Below are 15,116 nucleotides of genomic sequence, written 5' to 3'. Positions count from 1 at the left end.
AACGCGCCATGGTGGACGAATCCAGTCAGCCGTCCCTGCCCGGGCTGCCACCGGTCGAGGAGCTCACGAGCGGTGAGGTCAGGCCTCGCCCGGCGGTGCGTGCCCAGCGCGACGCCGGAGCGCTCGACCCACGGGTCCGGCGCGCCCTGGCGACCCTCGACGACGATCCCGACCTCTCGTTGGTCACCCTGGCGAACGCCCTCGGCATCACCCGCGCGACGCTCATCCGGATCGTGCGTGAGGCGATCGGCATGACCCCGAAGGAGTACGCGGCAGGCGTCCGCGCCCGCCGCATCTCCTGAGCGGACGCCGGTGCGAGACGGCGCAGGTGGGAGACTGTGGGGGTGAGCGACGACAACCCCTACCTCCTGCTCGGTTCCTACACCTCGGAGGCCGACGGCACCGGTGCCGGCATCAGCCTGCTGCGCCAGGACGAGGCGGGCACCCTCCGCCTCGTGCAGTCGTCGGAGGCGCAGTCGCCCTCGTTCCTGACCCTGCACCCGACGCTGCCGATCGTCTATGCGGCGAGCGAGTCGACCGGCGCCGTCGAGGCGTTCAAGCGCTCCGGCGAGTTCGGGCTCGCGCCGTTCGGCAAGCCCATCGAAGCCGGCGACTCGGTGTGCCACGTCGCGACGGTCCCCGGTGCCGACGTCCTCATCGCGAGTTGCTACGGCGACGGACGGGTCGTCACGGTGCCGCTCGCGGAGAACGCGGCGTTCGCAGGCGACCCGCGTCTCGGCGAGGCGTCCGTCGACCCCTGGGCGTCGCCCACCGCGCTCGCGGCGGAGTCCGCGGACGCCGGCGAGGACGCGCTCACGCTCCTCGCGCTGGAGGCCGCTGTCGGCGAGGCGCTGCCGTCCCGACCGTCGCGGGCGCACGCCTCAGCGCTCCTCCCGGACGGCCGCATCGCGACCACCGACCTCGGCCACGACACGGTCCGCATCTGGCAGCTCCGTGGGTCGCGGTTGGTGCTCGACCACACCGTCGTGTTCCCGCGCGGCACGGGTCCGCGACACCTCGTCGTCCACCCGAGCGGGCACCTCCACGTCATCACCGAGTACTCGGTCGAGGTCTTCACGCTCGGTGTCGACGGCACCGACGGGCACTGGCACATCCTCGCGGCGACCGTCGCGACGTCGGAGGGCGTGTCCGAGGGGGACACGGGTGCCGAGATCAGCCTCGCCGCCTCGCGGGAGCAGCTGCACGTCGGCGTCCGCGGGAGCGACCGCATCGCCACCTTGCGCGTCACCGGCGACGGTTCGCGGGTCGAGGCCGTGGCCGACGTCGAGTGCGGCGGGACGATGCCGCGCCACCACCGGGAGTCGGGTCGCTTCCTGCACGTCGCGAACCAGCTGTCGAACTCCATCGCGAGCTTCCGGCTAGACGAGCGCACGGGGGTCCCGACGACGCTCCTCGGGACGCTCGACGCCGGTTCGCCCACCTGCCTCATCCTCGCCTGACCGCGAGACCGGTCCTCGCGCGACGCTCGCCACCGGATACGGTGGAACGGTGACCGCACGACGCCCTGAGCCCCGTCCCATCGACGGCCGGACCATCCGCCTCGAACCGCTGGAAAGCGCGCACTATCCGGAGCTGTTCACGGCGATCGCGCACCCGGAGGTCTTCGCCGGCGGCTACGGCGGCGGACCTGCGGGGTTGCCGACGACGCAGGCCGAGTTCGACGCCTTCGCGGACGGGTACTTCACGACCGGCGTGCGCAACACCTACGTCATCCGGCTCGTCGGCGGCGAACACGACGGGCTCCTCGTCGGCACGTCCACGCTCGGCGACTTCGACGAGCCGGGGGAGGCCGCCCACCTCGGTTGGACCGCGTACGACCCGCGCGTGTGGGGCACCGCCGTCAACGCCGAGACGAAGCTGCTGCTCCTCGGACTCGCCTTCGACGCGGGCTTCGGCCGGGTGAAGATCCAGGCCGACGAGCGCAATGAGCGCTCACGCACCGCGATCCTGCGCCTCGGGGCCACGTTCGAGGGGCTCATCCGCCGCGACAAGCAGCGGGCCGACGGCACGTGGCGGACCACCGCGCTGTTCTCCGTGCTCGCCGAGGAATGGCCGGAGGTCCGTGCCGGTCTCGAGGAGCGCCTCGCCAGGAGCCCCGGCCCCGTCGCCCTCCGCGGCTGACGCGGCCGCGAGCCCCCGCCCGGTCCCTCAGACCCCGCCCGGTCCCTCAGACCCCGCCCGGTCCCTCAGACCCCCGCCCGGTCCCTCAGACCCCGCCCGGTCCCTCAGACCCCCGCCCGGTCCCTGAGCTTGTCGAAGGGCGGTCCCCGGCGTCACCCCTGCCCTTCGACAGGCTCAGGGACCGGAGGTGGGCCTGGGCGATGGCGAAGGGCACTGTTCACCTGCGCGACACCGGCAGGCCCCGATCGCGCTACGTCGCGACCCTAGCTTGTCCTCCAGACGACGGACGCGGTATCCGACGGCCCGACAGCACGGGCGGCCGCCGACGTCACTGGAGGAACCGTGAACACCAGGCGTATGACCGCCCTCGCCATCGTCGCGCTCGCAGCGACCGCGCTCACCGCATGCTCCGCCGGAGCGGACACCGGAGCCGGCTCCGACGTCGACGCCAAGCAGGCGACCTCCGCCGAGGACTTCGGCGGGATGGACGCGCTCGTCGAGGCGGCGAAAGCCGAGGGCCAGCTGAACGTCATCGCCCTCCCCGACACCTGGGCGAACTACGGGAAGATCATCTCCGCGTTCGAGGACAAGTACGACATCACGGTCAACTCGGCCGACCCCGACGTCTCGAGCGCCGAGGAGATCACGGCCGCGAAGAACCAGAAGGGCCAGGACACCGCTCCCGACGTCTTCGACCTCGGCTCCGCCGTCGCCCTCGACAACCTCGACCAGTTCGCGCCGTACCAGGTCGCCAACTGGGACGACATCCCGGAGGGCTCGAAGGAGAAGACCGGCCTGTGGGTCTACGACTACACCGGCCTCGTCTCCATCGGCTACGACGCGGACGCCGTCCCGGCGCCGAAGTCGCTCGACGACCTCCTCGGCTCCGAGTTCGCGGGCAAGGTCGCGCTGAACGGCGACCCGACCCAGGCCGGCGCAGCCGCAGCCGGCGTCTACCTCGCCGCGCTGCAGTCCGGTGGTTCGGCCGACGACATCCAGCCCGGTGTCGACTTCTTCCAGAAGCTCAACCAGGCGGGCAACTTCCTGCCCCTCGACCCGACCCCCGCGACCATCGCCTCGGGTGAGACCCCCGTCGTGATCGACTGGAGCTACAACAACCTCGCCGCGGCGACCGAGAATGAGGGCCAGCGCAACTGGAAGACCACCGTCCTCCCGGGTTCGGCCGTCGGCAGCTACTACAACCAGGCCATCAACGTGGACGCCCCGCACCCCGCGGCCGCGCGACTCTGGCAGGAGTTCATCTTCAGCCCCGAGGCGCAGAACCTGTACCTCGCCGCCGGCGCGTACCCGTCGACCCTCGCCGCGATGGTCGAGGCCGACACCGTCGACCAGAAGGCCCTCGACGCCGTGGGCGAGATGCCCGCCGACCTCGTGCAGTTCACCCCCGAGCAGACCGAGCAGGCCACCTCGCTGCTCGCCGAGAAGTGGGCGGCAGCGATCTCCTGATGAGTGCCTCCGCCACCCGGCGGAGTGAGGCGGGGTCGGCACACGCCGGCCCCGCCGTCTCGCTCCCGCCGACCGACGCATCGGACGCCTCGGCCGCCCCCGCCGAGGAGCGCCCCCGCCGCCGTCCGCGCTGGGCGCTCCTCGGCCTGACGCCGTTCGCCCTGTACACCCTGCTCTTCCTCGCGGCCCCGACGTTCCTCGCCCTCGCCACCGGCTTCTTCGACGGCGACGGCGCGTTCACGCTCGACAACCTCACGGCGCTCGCCGAGCCGGCGGTCCTCGGGGCGTTCGCCAGCTCCTTCTGGGTCTCCGCCGTCACCGCGGTCGCCGGAGCCGTCATCGGAGCCCTCGTCTGCTACGCGCTCCTCGCGGTCCGACCCGACGGGCTCATCCGCACCTTCGTCGATGCGGCCTCGAGTGTCCTCGCCCAGTTCGGCGGCGTCATGCTCGCCTTCGCCTTCATCGCGACCATCGGCATCCAGGGGCTCGTGACCGTGTTCCTCAAGGACCGCCTCGGGGTCGACCTCTTCGCCGACGGCGTCTGGCTCTACCAGGTCCCGGGCCTCCTCCTGCCGTACCTGTACTTCCAGGTGCCGCTCATGGTCATCACCTTCATGCCCGCGATGGAGGGGTTGAAGCGCACCTGGTCCGAGGCGAACGCGACCCTCGGCGGCACGCGCTTCACCTACTGGACCCGCATCGCGATGCCGATCCTCGCACCCTCCTTCCTCGGGTCGCTCCTGCTGCTGTTCGCGAACGCGTTCTCGAGCTATGCGACCGCCGCCGCGCTCATCAGCCAGGGTGCGCAGATCGTGCCGCTGCAGATCCGCGGTGCGCTCATCAGCGAGACCGTCCTCGGCCGCGAGAACCTCGCCGGTTCGCTCGCGATCGGCATGATCGTCGTGATGGTCGTCATGATGACGGCCTACGCCGCCCTGCAGGCGCGGACGGAACGGTGGCAGCGATGAGCGCCGTCCGCGACTCGGCCACGCCGTCGAAGCTCACGAGCCGCATCATCCTCGTCGTCGTCGCGGTGGTGTTCGCCGTCCCGATCCTGTCGATGGTCGAGTTCACCCTGCGCGCCGGGATCGACGGCGGCCACGACCTCGGCCACTGGGCCGCGATCCTCGACCCGGAGAACTCGCGGAAGTACCGGGTGCTCTTCCAAGGCATCGGCAACTCCGTCGTGCTCGCCGCGGTGACGGTCCTGATCGTCGTGGTGCTCCTGCTGCCGACGATGATCCTCGTCAAGCTCCGCTTCCCGAAGCTGCAGCGCGTCCTCGAGTTCGTCTGCATCATCCCGATCACCGTCCCGGCCATCGTGCTCGTCGTCGGACTCGCACCGGTCTACTCCGTCGTGGCCAGGCTCCTCGGCAGTGCGCCGTGGACGCTCGCGTTCGCCTACGGGATCACGGTGCTGCCGTACGCCTACCGGGCGATCGCCGCGAACCTGCAGTCGGTCGACGTCGGCACCCTCGCCGAGGCCGCGCGCACGCTCGGCGCCGGCTGGGGGACCGTCCTCGTCCGCGTCCTGCTGCCCAACCTGCGTCGTGGCGTGCTGACGGCGTCGGTCATCTCGGTGGCCGTCGTCCTCGGTGAGTACACGATCGCGTCGCTCCTCGGACGCAACACGCTGCAGACCTCGCTCGTCCAGGTGTCGAAGAGCGACCCCTTCGTCGCGGTGGCCTTCGCCCTGCTGGCGCTCGCCTTCGCCTTCGTCCTGCTGTTCATCATCGGCCGCGTCGGATCGATCCGACGCATCAGGGAGACACCATGACCACCATCGACCAGTCGGCACCCGCAGCGACGCCCGGCGACGGACGCCCGGCCGGCGCAGCGGTGCGGTTCGATCGCGTCGTGAAGGACTACGGCTCGGGTGCCCGCGCCCTCGACGGCGTGAGCCTCGACCTCGCGCCCGGCGAGTTCGTCGCGCTGCTGGGGCCGTCGGGGTGCGGGAAGACGACCGCGCTCCGCAGCCTGGCGGGACTCGAGGACATCACCTCGGGGAGCGTGCTCATCGACGGCGTCGACGTCGTGTCCGTGCCCACCAACCGGCGCGACCTCGGCATGGTGTTCCAGTCCTACTCGCTGTTCCCACACCTCACGGTGCTCGAGAACGTCGAGTTCGGCCTGCGCATGCGGAAGGTGCCCGCGGCCGAGCGACGGACGCGTGCCGCCGAGAGCCTCGACCTCGTCGGCCTCGGCCACCTCGCCGCCCGCTACGCCCACCAGCTCTCGGGCGGGCAGCAGCAGCGCGTCGCCCTCGCCCGGGCGTTGGTCACGCGGCCTCGGGTCCTACTCCTCGACGAGCCGCTCAGCGCCCTCGACGCCAAGGTGCGCGTCCAGCTGCGCGACGAGATCCGTCGGATCCAGTCGGAGCTGCAGATCACGACCCTCTTCGTCACGCACGACCAGGAGGAGGCGCTCGCCGTCGCCGACCGGGTCGCCGTCATGCGCGCCGGTGTCATCGAGCAGATCGGGACGCCGGAGGAGCTCTACTCGTGGCCGTCGTCGCCGTTCGTCGCGGAGTTCATCGGCCTGAGCAACCGGATCGCTGGTGTGCTCGTGCCCGGTGGCGTCGAGGTGCTCGGGCAGGTGCTGCCGGTGATCGGCGAGCAGCGGGGGGACGGGGCCGTCGTCGCGCTCGTGCGGCCGGAGGACGTCGTGTTCACCGACGCGACGGAGCCCGCGGTCGGGTCCGCTGCGGTCGTGCTCACGTCGAGCTTCCTCGGGCCGGTGCGTCGCACGACCGTCGAGCTGCCGGACGGCACGCTGGTCGCGGTGCAGCACGGTGCGACGGAACGACTGGAGGCGGGGGAGTCCGTCCGCGTCCGCTTCGCCGGTCGTCCCGTCCCGGTGCAGGCGGCCTGAGCACCGGTCCCCGAGCCCACCACCGGTCCCCTGAGCCCACCACCGGTCCCCTGAGCCCACCACCGGTCCCTGAGCTTGTCGAAGGGCTACGCCTTCGCGTTCTGCCGTGGCACGACGACCTGTTTGATGATCAGCAGGATCGACGCCGTCACCGGGATGGAGACGAGGGCGCCGAGCAACCCGATGAGCGAACCACCCACCATCGCGCCGATGACGACGAGGGCGCCGGGCACCGCGACCGCCTTGTTCATGACCCGCGGCGTCAGCACGTACGACTCGATCTGCATGTAGATCAGGTAGTAGACGATGACGATGAGTGCCGTCGTCGGTGAGTCGAATAGCCCGACGGTCGCGACGACGACGGTCGCGATGATCGAGCCGACGAGCGGGATGAGCGTCACGAAGAAGATGACGACGGCGAGGATCCCGGCGTACGGCACCCCGACGATGAGCATCATGATGAGCCCGAGGACGGCGTTGATCCCGGCCAGCACCACCATGCCGCTCACGTATCCGCCGATCGAGGCGGTGATCTGGTCGGTGATCGACACGACGCGCGGCCGGGAGCGACGGGGCACCAAGGAGTAGAAGGCGTTCTTCATCGCCTGCATGGACGCGAGGAAGTAGAGCGCGAGGACGAGGGCGATGAAGCCGCCGAAGAAGCCGTTCGCGATGCCGACGCCGAGGTTGAGGGCGCCGCCGGCCAGGACGACCCACGTCTTCGGGTCGGCGGCCACCCCGTAGAGCCAGTCGAGCGCGCCCTGGAGGTCGACGCCCGGACCGAGGTAGTCGCTCAAGGACCGGAACCACTCCTGGTCCTGGATGCCGGTCAGGAAGGTCGGGGCGTTGCTCACGAGCTCGACGGCCTGCCGGGTGACGACGGGGATGACGAGGGCCAGGAGGAGCGCGAGCAGGACGGCGAAGACGGCGAAGACGATCGCGATCGCGAACGGGCGCTTGATGCCGCGTGCCTCGAGCCGCACGACGACCGGGTCGAGGCCGAGCGCGATGAAGAGGCCGACCGCGATGGAGACGAGGATGGTCGACAGTGAGCCGAGGGTGAGGACGAGCAGGATGGCCGCGAGGGCACCGAGTGCTCCGACGAAGCCGATCGCGAAGGGGCGCTGGAGGGTGGTCCTGACGGTGGTCGTCACCTCGGCCGGGCGATGGGCACGGAACCGGACCCGCTGCTGACGTGCCGCCGGACGCAGCGGCTGGTGGCGATGGGGTGCACTCGTCATGCCGCAAGCGTATTGCCCACCGCCCGTTTGCCCGACAGCTGTCGTGGTACCGGAGGATGAGACCGGGCCCTGCAGGATCACCCGACTGCGGGATGTGCCGGGTGCTCGGGTTCAGGACGATGGGAACATGTCATCGATCACCCGTTCGCACGCCGTCCACACCCGGGTCACCGCACCGCTGCGGGCGGTCCCGCTGACGGAGCCGATGCCGAGTCGGCGCGACGAGGCCGCGGAGCAAGGAGTGGTCGCCGAGCGCGTCAGCGCTACGGCACACGTCGCCGCCGGCGCTGTCGGGGTCGACCTCACCGCCTCGGTCGAGCCGACGCAAGCGCCCGCGGCCGGAACCGACGGGACCGACGCCGGAACAGGCCTCCGGTTCCTCGGCGCGGGCTGGGCAGCCGACGCGGCGGTCTTCGCCCAGTACCGCCGCCGCGGCAACTGACCGCGAGGTCCACGCCGGGTCCACCTCGCGGATGACCCGCATGGCTGAGCTTGCATCGCCCGGCCGACGCGAAGGGCGACACCTGCCGCCGACGATGGGAGCATGAACACTTCGATCCTCTCCGCTCGCGGACTCACGAAACAGTACGGGCCGACCGTCGCCCTCGCCGGCGTCGACCTCGACATCCTCCCCGGTGAGTCGGTCGCCATCATGGGTGCCTCCGGCTCCGGCAAGACCACGCTCATGCATGCGCTCGCCGGGATCGTCACCCCCGACACCGGCTCGATCGCCTTCAACACTCCGACGGGCGTCGTCCGCGTCGACCAGCTCGACGAACGGCACCGCTCGCAGCTGCGGCGCGAGTCCTTCGGCTTCGTCTTCCAGCAGGGCCTGCTCATCCCCGAGCTGACCGCCGTCGAGAACGTCGCGATCGCGCTGATGCTCGGCGGGACACCGCGCATCGCCGCTGAGACGAGCGCGGCGGCGTGGCTCGCCGCCCTCGGACTGGCCGGCATGGAGACCCGTCGGATCGGCGAACTGAGCGGTGGTCAGGCGCAGCGCGTCGCGATCGCCCGCGCCCAGGTGACCGGTGCCCCCATCGTCTTCGCCGACGAGCCGACCGGCGCGCTCGACTCCCGGACCTCGGCCGACGTCATGGGAGCCCTGCTCCACGCGACGACCGGGCAGGGACGCACGCTCGTCCTCGTGACGCACGACGAGACGGTCGCCGCGCGGTGCTCCCGGACCATCCGCCTGGCCGACGGTCGGATCGTCGGGCAGGCGGGCGGGGTCGGCGCGCCGACCCCGCCGCAGCAGTTCGCGACCGGGCAGGCACCCGTGCCGCAGCAGGTGCAGCAGCCGTACCCGCCGCAGCAGCTCCTGTACCAGCAGCAGCCCCCGTACCAGCAGCAGCCCGCCGGGCAGCCGTTCCCGCCGCAGCCGTACGCCCAGCCCGCTGCGCAGCCGTACCCGCCGCAGGCCCACCCGGGTCAGGCGACCGGCGTCGTCCCGAACGGAGCCCGACCGTGACCGCCGCAGTCGGGGTCGCACCGACCCGGAGCCCGGTCCCCGCCGGCAGCGGTCGCAGTCCCGTCGTCCGTCTCACCTGGATGCTCGCCCGCCCGGGCGCGCAGAGCCCTGCGACGATCGTGCTCCCGGCGGTCGCGTTCGCCGTGACCACGGCACTCGTGCTCACCGTGCTCGGTGGCGCGATGATGTTCTGGCGGTGGACCGGTGAGACGGCCTTCATCTACCAGGTGCTCAGCGTGCTGGCGCTGGCCCTGCTGCTCGTCCCGCTCGGCTCGCTCGGCGGGGCGGCCGCGCGGCTCTCCGCCCGGCGCCGCGACGACCGACTCGCCACCCTCCGACTCCTCGGCGCGACACCCGGCACGGTCACGGCGATGACCGTCCTCGAGTCGGCCGGGGTCGCCCTCCTCGGTGCGTTCGCCGGGATCCTGCTGTACCTCGGCATGCTGCCGCTCGTCGGGCTCATCCCGTTCGGCGGTTCCCCGATCGGGGTCGAGGGCGTCTGGGTCGGTGTCCCGATCATCGCCGCGGTGGTCCTCGGTGTCGTGCTGCTCGCAGCAGCGAGTGCCGCCATCGGTCTCCGCGCGGTGAACGTGAGCCCGCTCGGCGTCCGCACGAAGCAGCAGGCGCCGACCGTGCACTGGCTGCGCATCGTCGTCGGGGTCGTCGTCGTGATCGTCGCCTACGGGATGCTCTCCGTCGTGACGGGGTTGCAGGAGGTCGCCGTCATGATCGCCGTCCTGGGTGTGGGGTTCGCCGCCGGCGTCGGGGTGCTCGGGTTGATCGGCCCCTGGGTCGTCGGGGTGATCGGCCGTGGGTCGGCCAAGCGTGCCAAGACACCGGAGCGGCTCCTCGCTGCCCGCACGATCCTGGAGTCGCCGAAGGCGGCGTGGCGTCAGGTCAGTAGCGTGGCGATGACGAGCTTCGTCGCCGTCGTCGCCGGGACCGGGGTGGCGCTCATGGACGCCGCCGGAGGTTCCGACCTCGACCGTGAGAGCGCCATCCTCATCGACGACATCCGCACCGGCGTGATCATCACGCTCGTCGCGTCGTTCCTCATGGTCGCGTGCTCCGTCGGGGTGAACCAGGCGTCGGCGGTCCTCGACCGGCGAGACCTGTACGTCAGCCTCGACCGCCTGGGGGTGCCGCGGGACGTCATGGAACGGGCTCGCGGTCGCGCGGTCATGCTGCCCCTGCGGGTGGTCGCGCTGGGCTCGGCCGGACTGGGCGTCCTCCTCGTCCTGCCGATGGCCAGCATCAGTGTCATCCTCGCCCCGCTGTCGGTCCTCGTCCTCGTCGGGTGCTTCGCCGGTGGCATCGGGCTCGTGTGGGCGGCCCTTCGCGCGACCCGTCCAGTCGTCTCCGGGGTGCTCCGAGCGCCCGAGCGCGTCTGACCGCCCGGCCCGCACGACGGGAGCGCCCGTTCCGTCCCCTGCATGACGCGGGGAGGACGGAACGGGCGCTCTCGGTGAGGTCGGGTCAGCCCGTGACGACCGCGATCTCGTTCGGGACGCCGGGCAGTTCACCCGTCGTGATGTCGCCCGACGCGAGATCCACGGCGTGGATCGACTTCGTCGCCGGGTCGGTCACGTAGGCGACACCGTCCTGGACGACGAGCGCCGGGTGGGCGTCCTGCCACTCAGCCGGCGGCTCCCAGGCGTCGATGACCTTGATCGTGTTGGTGACGGCACCCGTCTGCTCGTCGAGGATGTGCAGCGAACCGTCGTTGCCGAGCACGATGACCTCGTCGCTCGGCCCTCGCGCGACGTCGCGCCAGGTGTAGCCGACGCCCTCCGGCAGGTCGACGATCTTCGTCGTCTTCGCGACCGTGTCGGTGAACGCGAGCTGGCGGAGGTCGTAGCCCTCGGCGTCGGGGTCGCTGTTGTAGTCGCCGACCGCGATGGAGGACGTCTCGCTGACGTACTGGTTGCCCGTGCGCCCGTAGGCGTCCGGCGCCTGGATCTTCGTGAAGACGCCACTGTCGTAGACGAGCACGCCGTCGCTGCAGCCGAACACGACGACCTCGTCCTTGACGGTGCCTTCACCGTGCACCGACGGGCACTGCTCGTTGCGGGCGATCTCGGTGCGCGAGTCGTCGAGCACCCGGACACCGGTCCGGGCGTCCGGGGTGCCGATCGTGGACAGCACGGTGCCGTCCTCGAGCTCGATGGCGACACCGTGGTGCGCGGCCTCCGACGGGATCGTCTCGGTCTCGGGCAGTTCGTCGGTGGCTTCGAGGAGGTCAGCGCTGTCGAAGATCGTCGTGTCGCCGGAGCCGTCGGCGAACAGGATGGTCTTGTCGGCGTGACGGACGACGTGGCCTGCGGTGTCGGCGGGGAAGACGAGGTCGGTCAGGACCGGGTCGGCCTGCTTCGAGGTGCCGTCCTCGTCCGTCCACGTCCCGGTGTCGAGGACCTGGAAGCCCTTCGTCGTGGTGACGAGCACGTGCCGCCCGTCGCCGGCGGCGTTCACCCGGTTGAACCCGTCGAGGGGGAGGTCGCCGACCACCTCGAGGGATGCAGCGTCGAGGACGAGGAGGCCGCCGTCGTAGGTCAGGGTGATCCGACGCTGCGGGTCGGCGGAGGTCGACGCGCTCGGGTCGGGCGCGGAGCCGCTCGCGGTCGAGCATCCGGTGAGGAGGAGGGCCGCGGCGGTGCCGACGGCGAGGAACGGGACCCGGCCGCGCTTCAGGCGCGGAGCCAGGGGACTGCGGTGGTGCTGCTGCATGGTTTCCTATCGGTTCGTGGACGCCCGCTCAGGGCGAGAGTCCGGTGGCGATGCGCTCGGTGTTCGCGCGCATCATGGTGAGGTAAGTGGGAGCGTCGCCCGACTCGGCGGTCAACGACTCGGTGAACAACGGGACGACGGCGACGTCGACGTCCGCCTCGTCGGCGAGCACCTGCACGAGCCGGTCGGGTTGCGAGGAGTCGGCGAAGATCGTCCGGACGCCGGCCTCCTCGATCGCGGTAGACAGTTCGTCGAGGTCCGAGGCGCTGGGGGCCGCGAGCGTGGTGCCGCTCGGGATCACGGCGCCGATGACCTGGAAGTCGTAGCGGGCGGCGAGATACCCAAACACGTGATGGTTGGTGACGAGCTTCCGCTGCTCAGCCGGGATGGCGGCGAACGCCTCGGCCATCTCGGCGTCGAGCGCCTCGAGCTCGGCCGTGTACGTGGCGGCGTTCGCCTGCAGCTCGGCCGCGTCGAGCGTGGGTATCTCCTCGAGCAACGCCTCGGTGACCCCGTCCACGACCGACGCCATCTGCGTCGGGTCGGTCCAGAAGTGCGGATCGGTCGCGCCGGACGCGGTCTCGAGGACGTCGACGAGCGAGCCGGCCTCGACGATCGGTACCCCCTCGTCGGCCGCGGTCTCCAGGTGCTGGGTGAGTCCCTCCTCGAGTCCCAGGCCGTTCGACACGAGCAGCTGCGCACCGGTGATGCGTGCCGCCTGCCGCGCGGAGATCTCGAAGGAGTGCGGATCAGCGTCGGGCGGCATGAGGGTCAGGACCTCGGCCTGGTCGCCGACGAGTTCACCGACGACGTCGCCGAGGATGTTCGTGGTCACGACGACGAGCGGGCGGTCGTCGGCGCTCGCCGCACAGCTCGTCAGGCCGGTGCCCAGCACGAGGCCGGCCGTGAGGACGGCGGTCGTGCGCAGGAGGACGGTCCTCCGGGGGATGGTCGCTCGCATGGTCAGCGTCCCGTCTCGGCGAGGAACGCCGGTGCCGTGTCGAAGGTGAAGGTGCGGGCGATCCGCGCGGCGTCGCCGTAGTCGATCTCGGAGACGGTGCGCGTGCCCGGGGTGTTCAGGTAGGCGCGGTTCTGGTCGACCTCCAGCTGGACGCCCGTGGCGAGGTCGGCTGCACCGACGAGTGCGGCCGCGGTCCCCGTCACGGCGCCGGTGGCACCGTCGATGACGAGGAGGTCGCCGGTCGTCGTGAGGGCGACGACGTGCTGGTCGCGGTCGTCGACGGCGGTGACCAGCTGCAGGGGTGCGGGGGTCGGCAGCAGCGCCCAGCTGCGCTCGCGGGTGTCGAGCAGCCAGGCGCCGGAGGTGCCGGCGACGGCGGCGACCGTCGGACGGCCGGGACGCGCGTGGAAGGACGTCGCGCGGTCGGCGGCGGCGACAGCCTGCGGATATGGGATCGCCTCGAACGTGGGGACCGGGTCGGCCCCGCTCGAGCTGCGGTCGACGACGGCGAGGAGCGCGCCCTCCGCGCAGCCGATGACGACGCCGACGTTGGTCGTGATGCTGCCGGCCGGATCGGTGCACCCGGCGAGCACAGTGTCGGCAGCGGTCACGGACGCCGACGAGGGGTCGAGGAGGTCGCCGTCGATGCCGTGGAGATGCAGCTTGCCGGTCCCGTCGGTCGCGACGACCGTCTCGCCGATCGGCACGGTGATTCCGGGAGCACCGGGCGAGGTCCGGATCCGACCGGACTGCGTGATGTCGCCCGTGCCGAGTGCGGCGGTGTCGAGGAGGAGTGTCTCGCCCGAACCGGCGAACCGCACGGCGGTGGTCGTCGAACCGGCGGTGATCGTCGCTGGTCCGTCGCCCTCGATCTCGCCGACGACCCGCGCCTCGGCCCGGTAGTAGTGCTGGTGGTCTTCGTGGTCGACCGTCCACACACCGGTGTCGATGATCGTCACGGTGTCGGCGGGCTCGGACTGCGCGGCGACGAACCGGCCGTCGCCCGTGAGCGCCGAGATCGGGCCGAGCTCGGCGAGCGTCGTGCGCTCCTCGCTGAGCAGGTCGGTCAGCTCGACGGTGCCGTCGACGTCCGCGGTCGCGAGGTGCAGTTGCGGCTCGGGGAGCTCGCTCGCGCCTTCGACGTAGCCGTGTCCGCGCGGTTCGTCCGAGGCCGTCGCGGTGGGTGATGCCGACCCCTGCGGCGCGCAGGCGGTGAGGGTCAGTGCGAGGGCGCCGAGAGCGAGCGCGGTGCGTGTGGCGCGGGGGCGCCGCTCGTCGGTCGGGCGGGAGACGCCTGGTCGGATGGTCGGTCGGAGGAGTCGGTGCACGGTGCGCTTTCCAGATGGGTCGGTTCGGTGAGGTGGTCGTCGGGGTGGTCGAGGTGGCGGTCGGTGGGCCGCCGGAGCCGTCCGACGAGCGCCCGGGCGCCCCACGACACCGTGGCGAGCAGGATCGAGCAGGCGGCGATGGACGCTCCGGCCGCGGTGTCGCCGTACCAGGAGAGGAGCAGGCCGAGCAGTACGGCCAGGCCGCCGAAACCCGTGGCGAGCAGCATGATGAGCGGGATGCGGCGCGCCCAGTGGGCCGCGGCGACGGCCGGCCCGAGGAGGAGCGCCACGACGAGCAGGGTGCCGACGGCGCTGTACGAGGCGACGACTGCGAGCGTCACGAGGCCGACGAGCATCGCGTGGGCGAGTCGCGGCCGGAGGCCCATGGTCTGAGCGACCCGGCGGTCGAAGGCGAGCGCGACGAACGGGCGGTGGAAGGCGACCGCGACGCCCACGGTGACGAGGAGGGCGATGGCGAGGCCCACCAGGTCCGCGGGCCGGATGGCGAGGATGTCGCCGAAGAGGATCGCCGTGAGGTCGGTGGCGAACGATCTGCTCGACGACACGATGATGACCCCGAGGGCCAGCATGCCGACGAAGAGGAGGCCGATCGAGGTGTCGTGGGACAGCCTGCCGCGCCGCGAGACGAGGCTGACGCCGGCGGTCATCATGACCGCACTGACGGCCGCGCCGGCGACCGGCGGCAGGCCGAGGAGCGCCGCGGTGGCGACGCCGGGCAGCATGCCGTGGGCCATCGCCTCCCCGAGGAACGCGAGGCCGCGGAGGACGACCCAGGTGCCCACGACACCGCAGACGGCCGCCACCAGCAGACCGCCGACGAGGGCGCGCAGGAGGAAGGCCGCGGTGAACGGCTCGGTGATCCAGGTCATGGTCGAGCACTCTACATGAAA

General features: G+C 71.6%; 14 protein-coding genes and 1 pseudogene. 10 read left to right on the top strand and 5 right to left on the bottom strand.

The annotated features are described in order from the left end of the window. Positions 1 to 8 precede the first annotated feature (8 nt). From ACQ3HE_RS07785 to ACQ3HE_RS07755, 7 genes are all read left to right on the top strand, one after another. Positions 9 to 302: a winged helix-turn-helix transcriptional regulator gene (locus tag ACQ3HE_RS07785; RefSeq protein WP_079705009.1), complete on the top strand. Its 294-nt coding sequence runs from the start codon at positions 9 to 11 to the stop codon at positions 300 to 302. A gap of 42 nt (positions 303 to 344) precedes the next feature. Beyond that, positions 345 to 1,460, top strand: coding sequence for a lactonase family protein (locus ACQ3HE_RS07780; protein ID WP_274499344.1), 1,116 nt, complete (start codon positions 345 to 347; stop codon positions 1,458 to 1,460). 49 nt (positions 1,461 to 1,509) lie between these two features. After that, on the top strand, positions 1,510 to 2,142 hold the full coding sequence (locus tag ACQ3HE_RS07775; RefSeq protein ID WP_124768619.1) for a GNAT family N-acetyltransferase: 633 nt from the start codon (positions 1,510 to 1,512) through the stop codon (positions 2,140 to 2,142). Between the two features lie 357 nt (positions 2,143 to 2,499). After that, positions 2,500 to 3,609: an ABC transporter substrate-binding protein gene (locus tag ACQ3HE_RS07770; RefSeq protein WP_159880163.1), complete on the top strand. Its 1,110-nt coding sequence runs from the start codon at positions 2,500 to 2,502 to the stop codon at positions 3,607 to 3,609. Then, positions 3,609 to 4,577 (top strand): ABC transporter permease, encoded by a 969-nt coding sequence (locus ACQ3HE_RS07765; protein ID WP_430892043.1) that lies wholly within the window; start codon positions 3,609 to 3,611, stop codon positions 4,575 to 4,577. The genes ACQ3HE_RS07770 and ACQ3HE_RS07765 overlap by 1 nt, the downstream gene beginning before the upstream one ends. After that, positions 4,574 to 5,386 (top strand): ABC transporter permease, encoded by an 813-nt coding sequence (locus tag ACQ3HE_RS07760; RefSeq protein ID WP_085512186.1) that lies wholly within the window; start codon positions 4,574 to 4,576, stop codon positions 5,384 to 5,386. Before ACQ3HE_RS07765 ends, ACQ3HE_RS07760 begins: the two co-directional genes overlap by 4 nt. Then, positions 5,383 to 6,480: an ABC transporter ATP-binding protein gene (locus ACQ3HE_RS07755; protein WP_159877612.1), complete on the top strand. Its 1,098-nt coding sequence runs from the start codon at positions 5,383 to 5,385 to the stop codon at positions 6,478 to 6,480. The genes ACQ3HE_RS07760 and ACQ3HE_RS07755 overlap by 4 nt, the downstream gene beginning before the upstream one ends. An 86-nt stretch (positions 6,481 to 6,566) precedes the next feature. Here the strand turns inward: ACQ3HE_RS07755 and ACQ3HE_RS07750 are convergent, their stop codons facing one another. Continuing rightward, complete coding sequence (locus ACQ3HE_RS07750) at positions 6,567 to 7,721, bottom strand: AI-2E family transporter (protein WP_194643808.1); 1,155 nt, start codon at positions 7,719 to 7,721, stop codon at positions 6,567 to 6,569. Positions 7,722 to 7,848: 127 nt separating this feature from the next. Here ACQ3HE_RS07750 and ACQ3HE_RS07745 point away from each other — a divergent pair, with 127 nt between their 5' ends. The 3 genes and pseudogenes from ACQ3HE_RS07745 (at position 7,849) to ACQ3HE_RS07735 (ending at position 10,583) form a co-directional block, all read left to right on the top strand. Beyond that, positions 7,849 to 8,163 (top strand): hypothetical protein, encoded by a 315-nt coding sequence (locus ACQ3HE_RS07745; RefSeq protein ID WP_430892042.1) that lies wholly within the window; start codon positions 7,849 to 7,851, stop codon positions 8,161 to 8,163. 102 nt (positions 8,164 to 8,265) lie between these two features. After that, positions 8,266 to 8,946 (top strand): annotated as a pseudogene (locus ACQ3HE_RS07740) (ABC transporter ATP-binding protein); the annotation flags it as partial. A gap of 242 nt (positions 8,947 to 9,188) precedes the next feature. After that, positions 9,189 to 10,583 (top strand): FtsX-like permease family protein, encoded by a 1,395-nt coding sequence (locus ACQ3HE_RS07735; RefSeq protein ID WP_430892040.1) that lies wholly within the window; start codon positions 9,189 to 9,191, stop codon positions 10,581 to 10,583. 85 nt (positions 10,584 to 10,668) lie between these two features. Here ACQ3HE_RS07735 and aztD read toward each other — a convergent pair whose 3' ends face one another. Genes aztD through aztB form a run of 4 tightly spaced genes read right to left on the bottom strand, consistent with a single transcriptional unit; the run spans position 10,669 to position 15,095 of the window. Beyond that, positions 10,669 to 11,916: a zinc metallochaperone AztD gene (gene aztD, locus ACQ3HE_RS07730; RefSeq protein WP_159877616.1), complete on the bottom strand. Its 1,248-nt coding sequence runs from the start codon at positions 11,914 to 11,916 to the stop codon at positions 10,669 to 10,671. Positions 11,917 to 11,944: 28 nt separating this feature from the next. Then, positions 11,945 to 12,877, bottom strand: a complete 933-nt coding sequence (aztC, locus tag ACQ3HE_RS07725; protein ID WP_430892039.1) for a zinc ABC transporter substrate-binding protein AztC — start codon at positions 12,875 to 12,877, stop codon at positions 11,945 to 11,947. 2 nt (positions 12,878 to 12,879) lie between these two features. Beyond that, the gene (locus tag ACQ3HE_RS07720) at positions 12,880 to 14,205 is read right to left on the bottom strand and encodes a hypothetical protein (protein WP_430892038.1); all 1,326 of its coding nucleotides are present in this window, start codon (positions 14,203 to 14,205) and stop codon (positions 12,880 to 12,882) included. Next, positions 14,097 to 15,095: a zinc ABC transporter permease AztB gene (gene aztB, locus ACQ3HE_RS07715; protein WP_430892036.1), complete on the bottom strand. Its 999-nt coding sequence runs from the start codon at positions 15,093 to 15,095 to the stop codon at positions 14,097 to 14,099. Before aztB ends, ACQ3HE_RS07720 begins: the two co-directional genes overlap by 109 nt. Positions 15,096 to 15,116 lie beyond the last annotated feature (21 nt).

Origin of the sequence: Plantibacter auratus, assembly GCF_050587365.1 — a bacterium.
Taxonomy (GTDB): Bacteria; Actinomycetota; Actinomycetes; order Actinomycetales; family Microbacteriaceae; genus Plantibacter; species Plantibacter auratus.
This window is presented reverse-complemented; position numbering and strand designations above follow the sequence as displayed.

Bases quoted from the DNA above. Each gene is read 5' to 3' on its own strand.
- ACQ3HE_RS07770 (WP_159880163.1), top strand. From the start codon at position 2,500: ATGACCGCCCTCGCCATCGTCGCGCTCGCAGCGACCGCGCTCACCGCA.
- aztD (WP_159877616.1), bottom strand. From the start codon at position 11,916: ATGCAGCAGCACCACCGCAGTCCCCTGGCTCCGCGCCTGAAGCGCGGC.
- aztB (WP_430892036.1), bottom strand. From the start codon at position 15,095: ATGACCTGGATCACCGAGCCGTTCACCGCGGCCTTCCTCCTGCGCGCC.
- aztC (WP_430892039.1), bottom strand. From the start codon at position 12,877: ATGCGAGCGACCATCCCCCGGAGGACCGTCCTCCTGCGCACGACCGCC.
- ACQ3HE_RS07785 (WP_079705009.1), top strand. From the start codon at position 9: ATGGTGGACGAATCCAGTCAGCCGTCCCTGCCCGGGCTGCCACCGGTC.
- ACQ3HE_RS07760 (WP_085512186.1), top strand. From the start codon at position 4,574: ATGAGCGCCGTCCGCGACTCGGCCACGCCGTCGAAGCTCACGAGCCGC.
- ACQ3HE_RS07755 (WP_159877612.1), top strand. From the start codon at position 5,383: ATGACCACCATCGACCAGTCGGCACCCGCAGCGACGCCCGGCGACGGA.
- ACQ3HE_RS07745 (WP_430892042.1), top strand. From the start codon at position 7,849: ATGTCATCGATCACCCGTTCGCACGCCGTCCACACCCGGGTCACCGCA.
- ACQ3HE_RS07765 (WP_430892043.1), top strand. From the start codon at position 3,609: ATGAGTGCCTCCGCCACCCGGCGGAGTGAGGCGGGGTCGGCACACGCC.
- ACQ3HE_RS07750 (WP_194643808.1), bottom strand. From the start codon at position 7,721: ATGACGAGTGCACCCCATCGCCACCAGCCGCTGCGTCCGGCGGCACGT.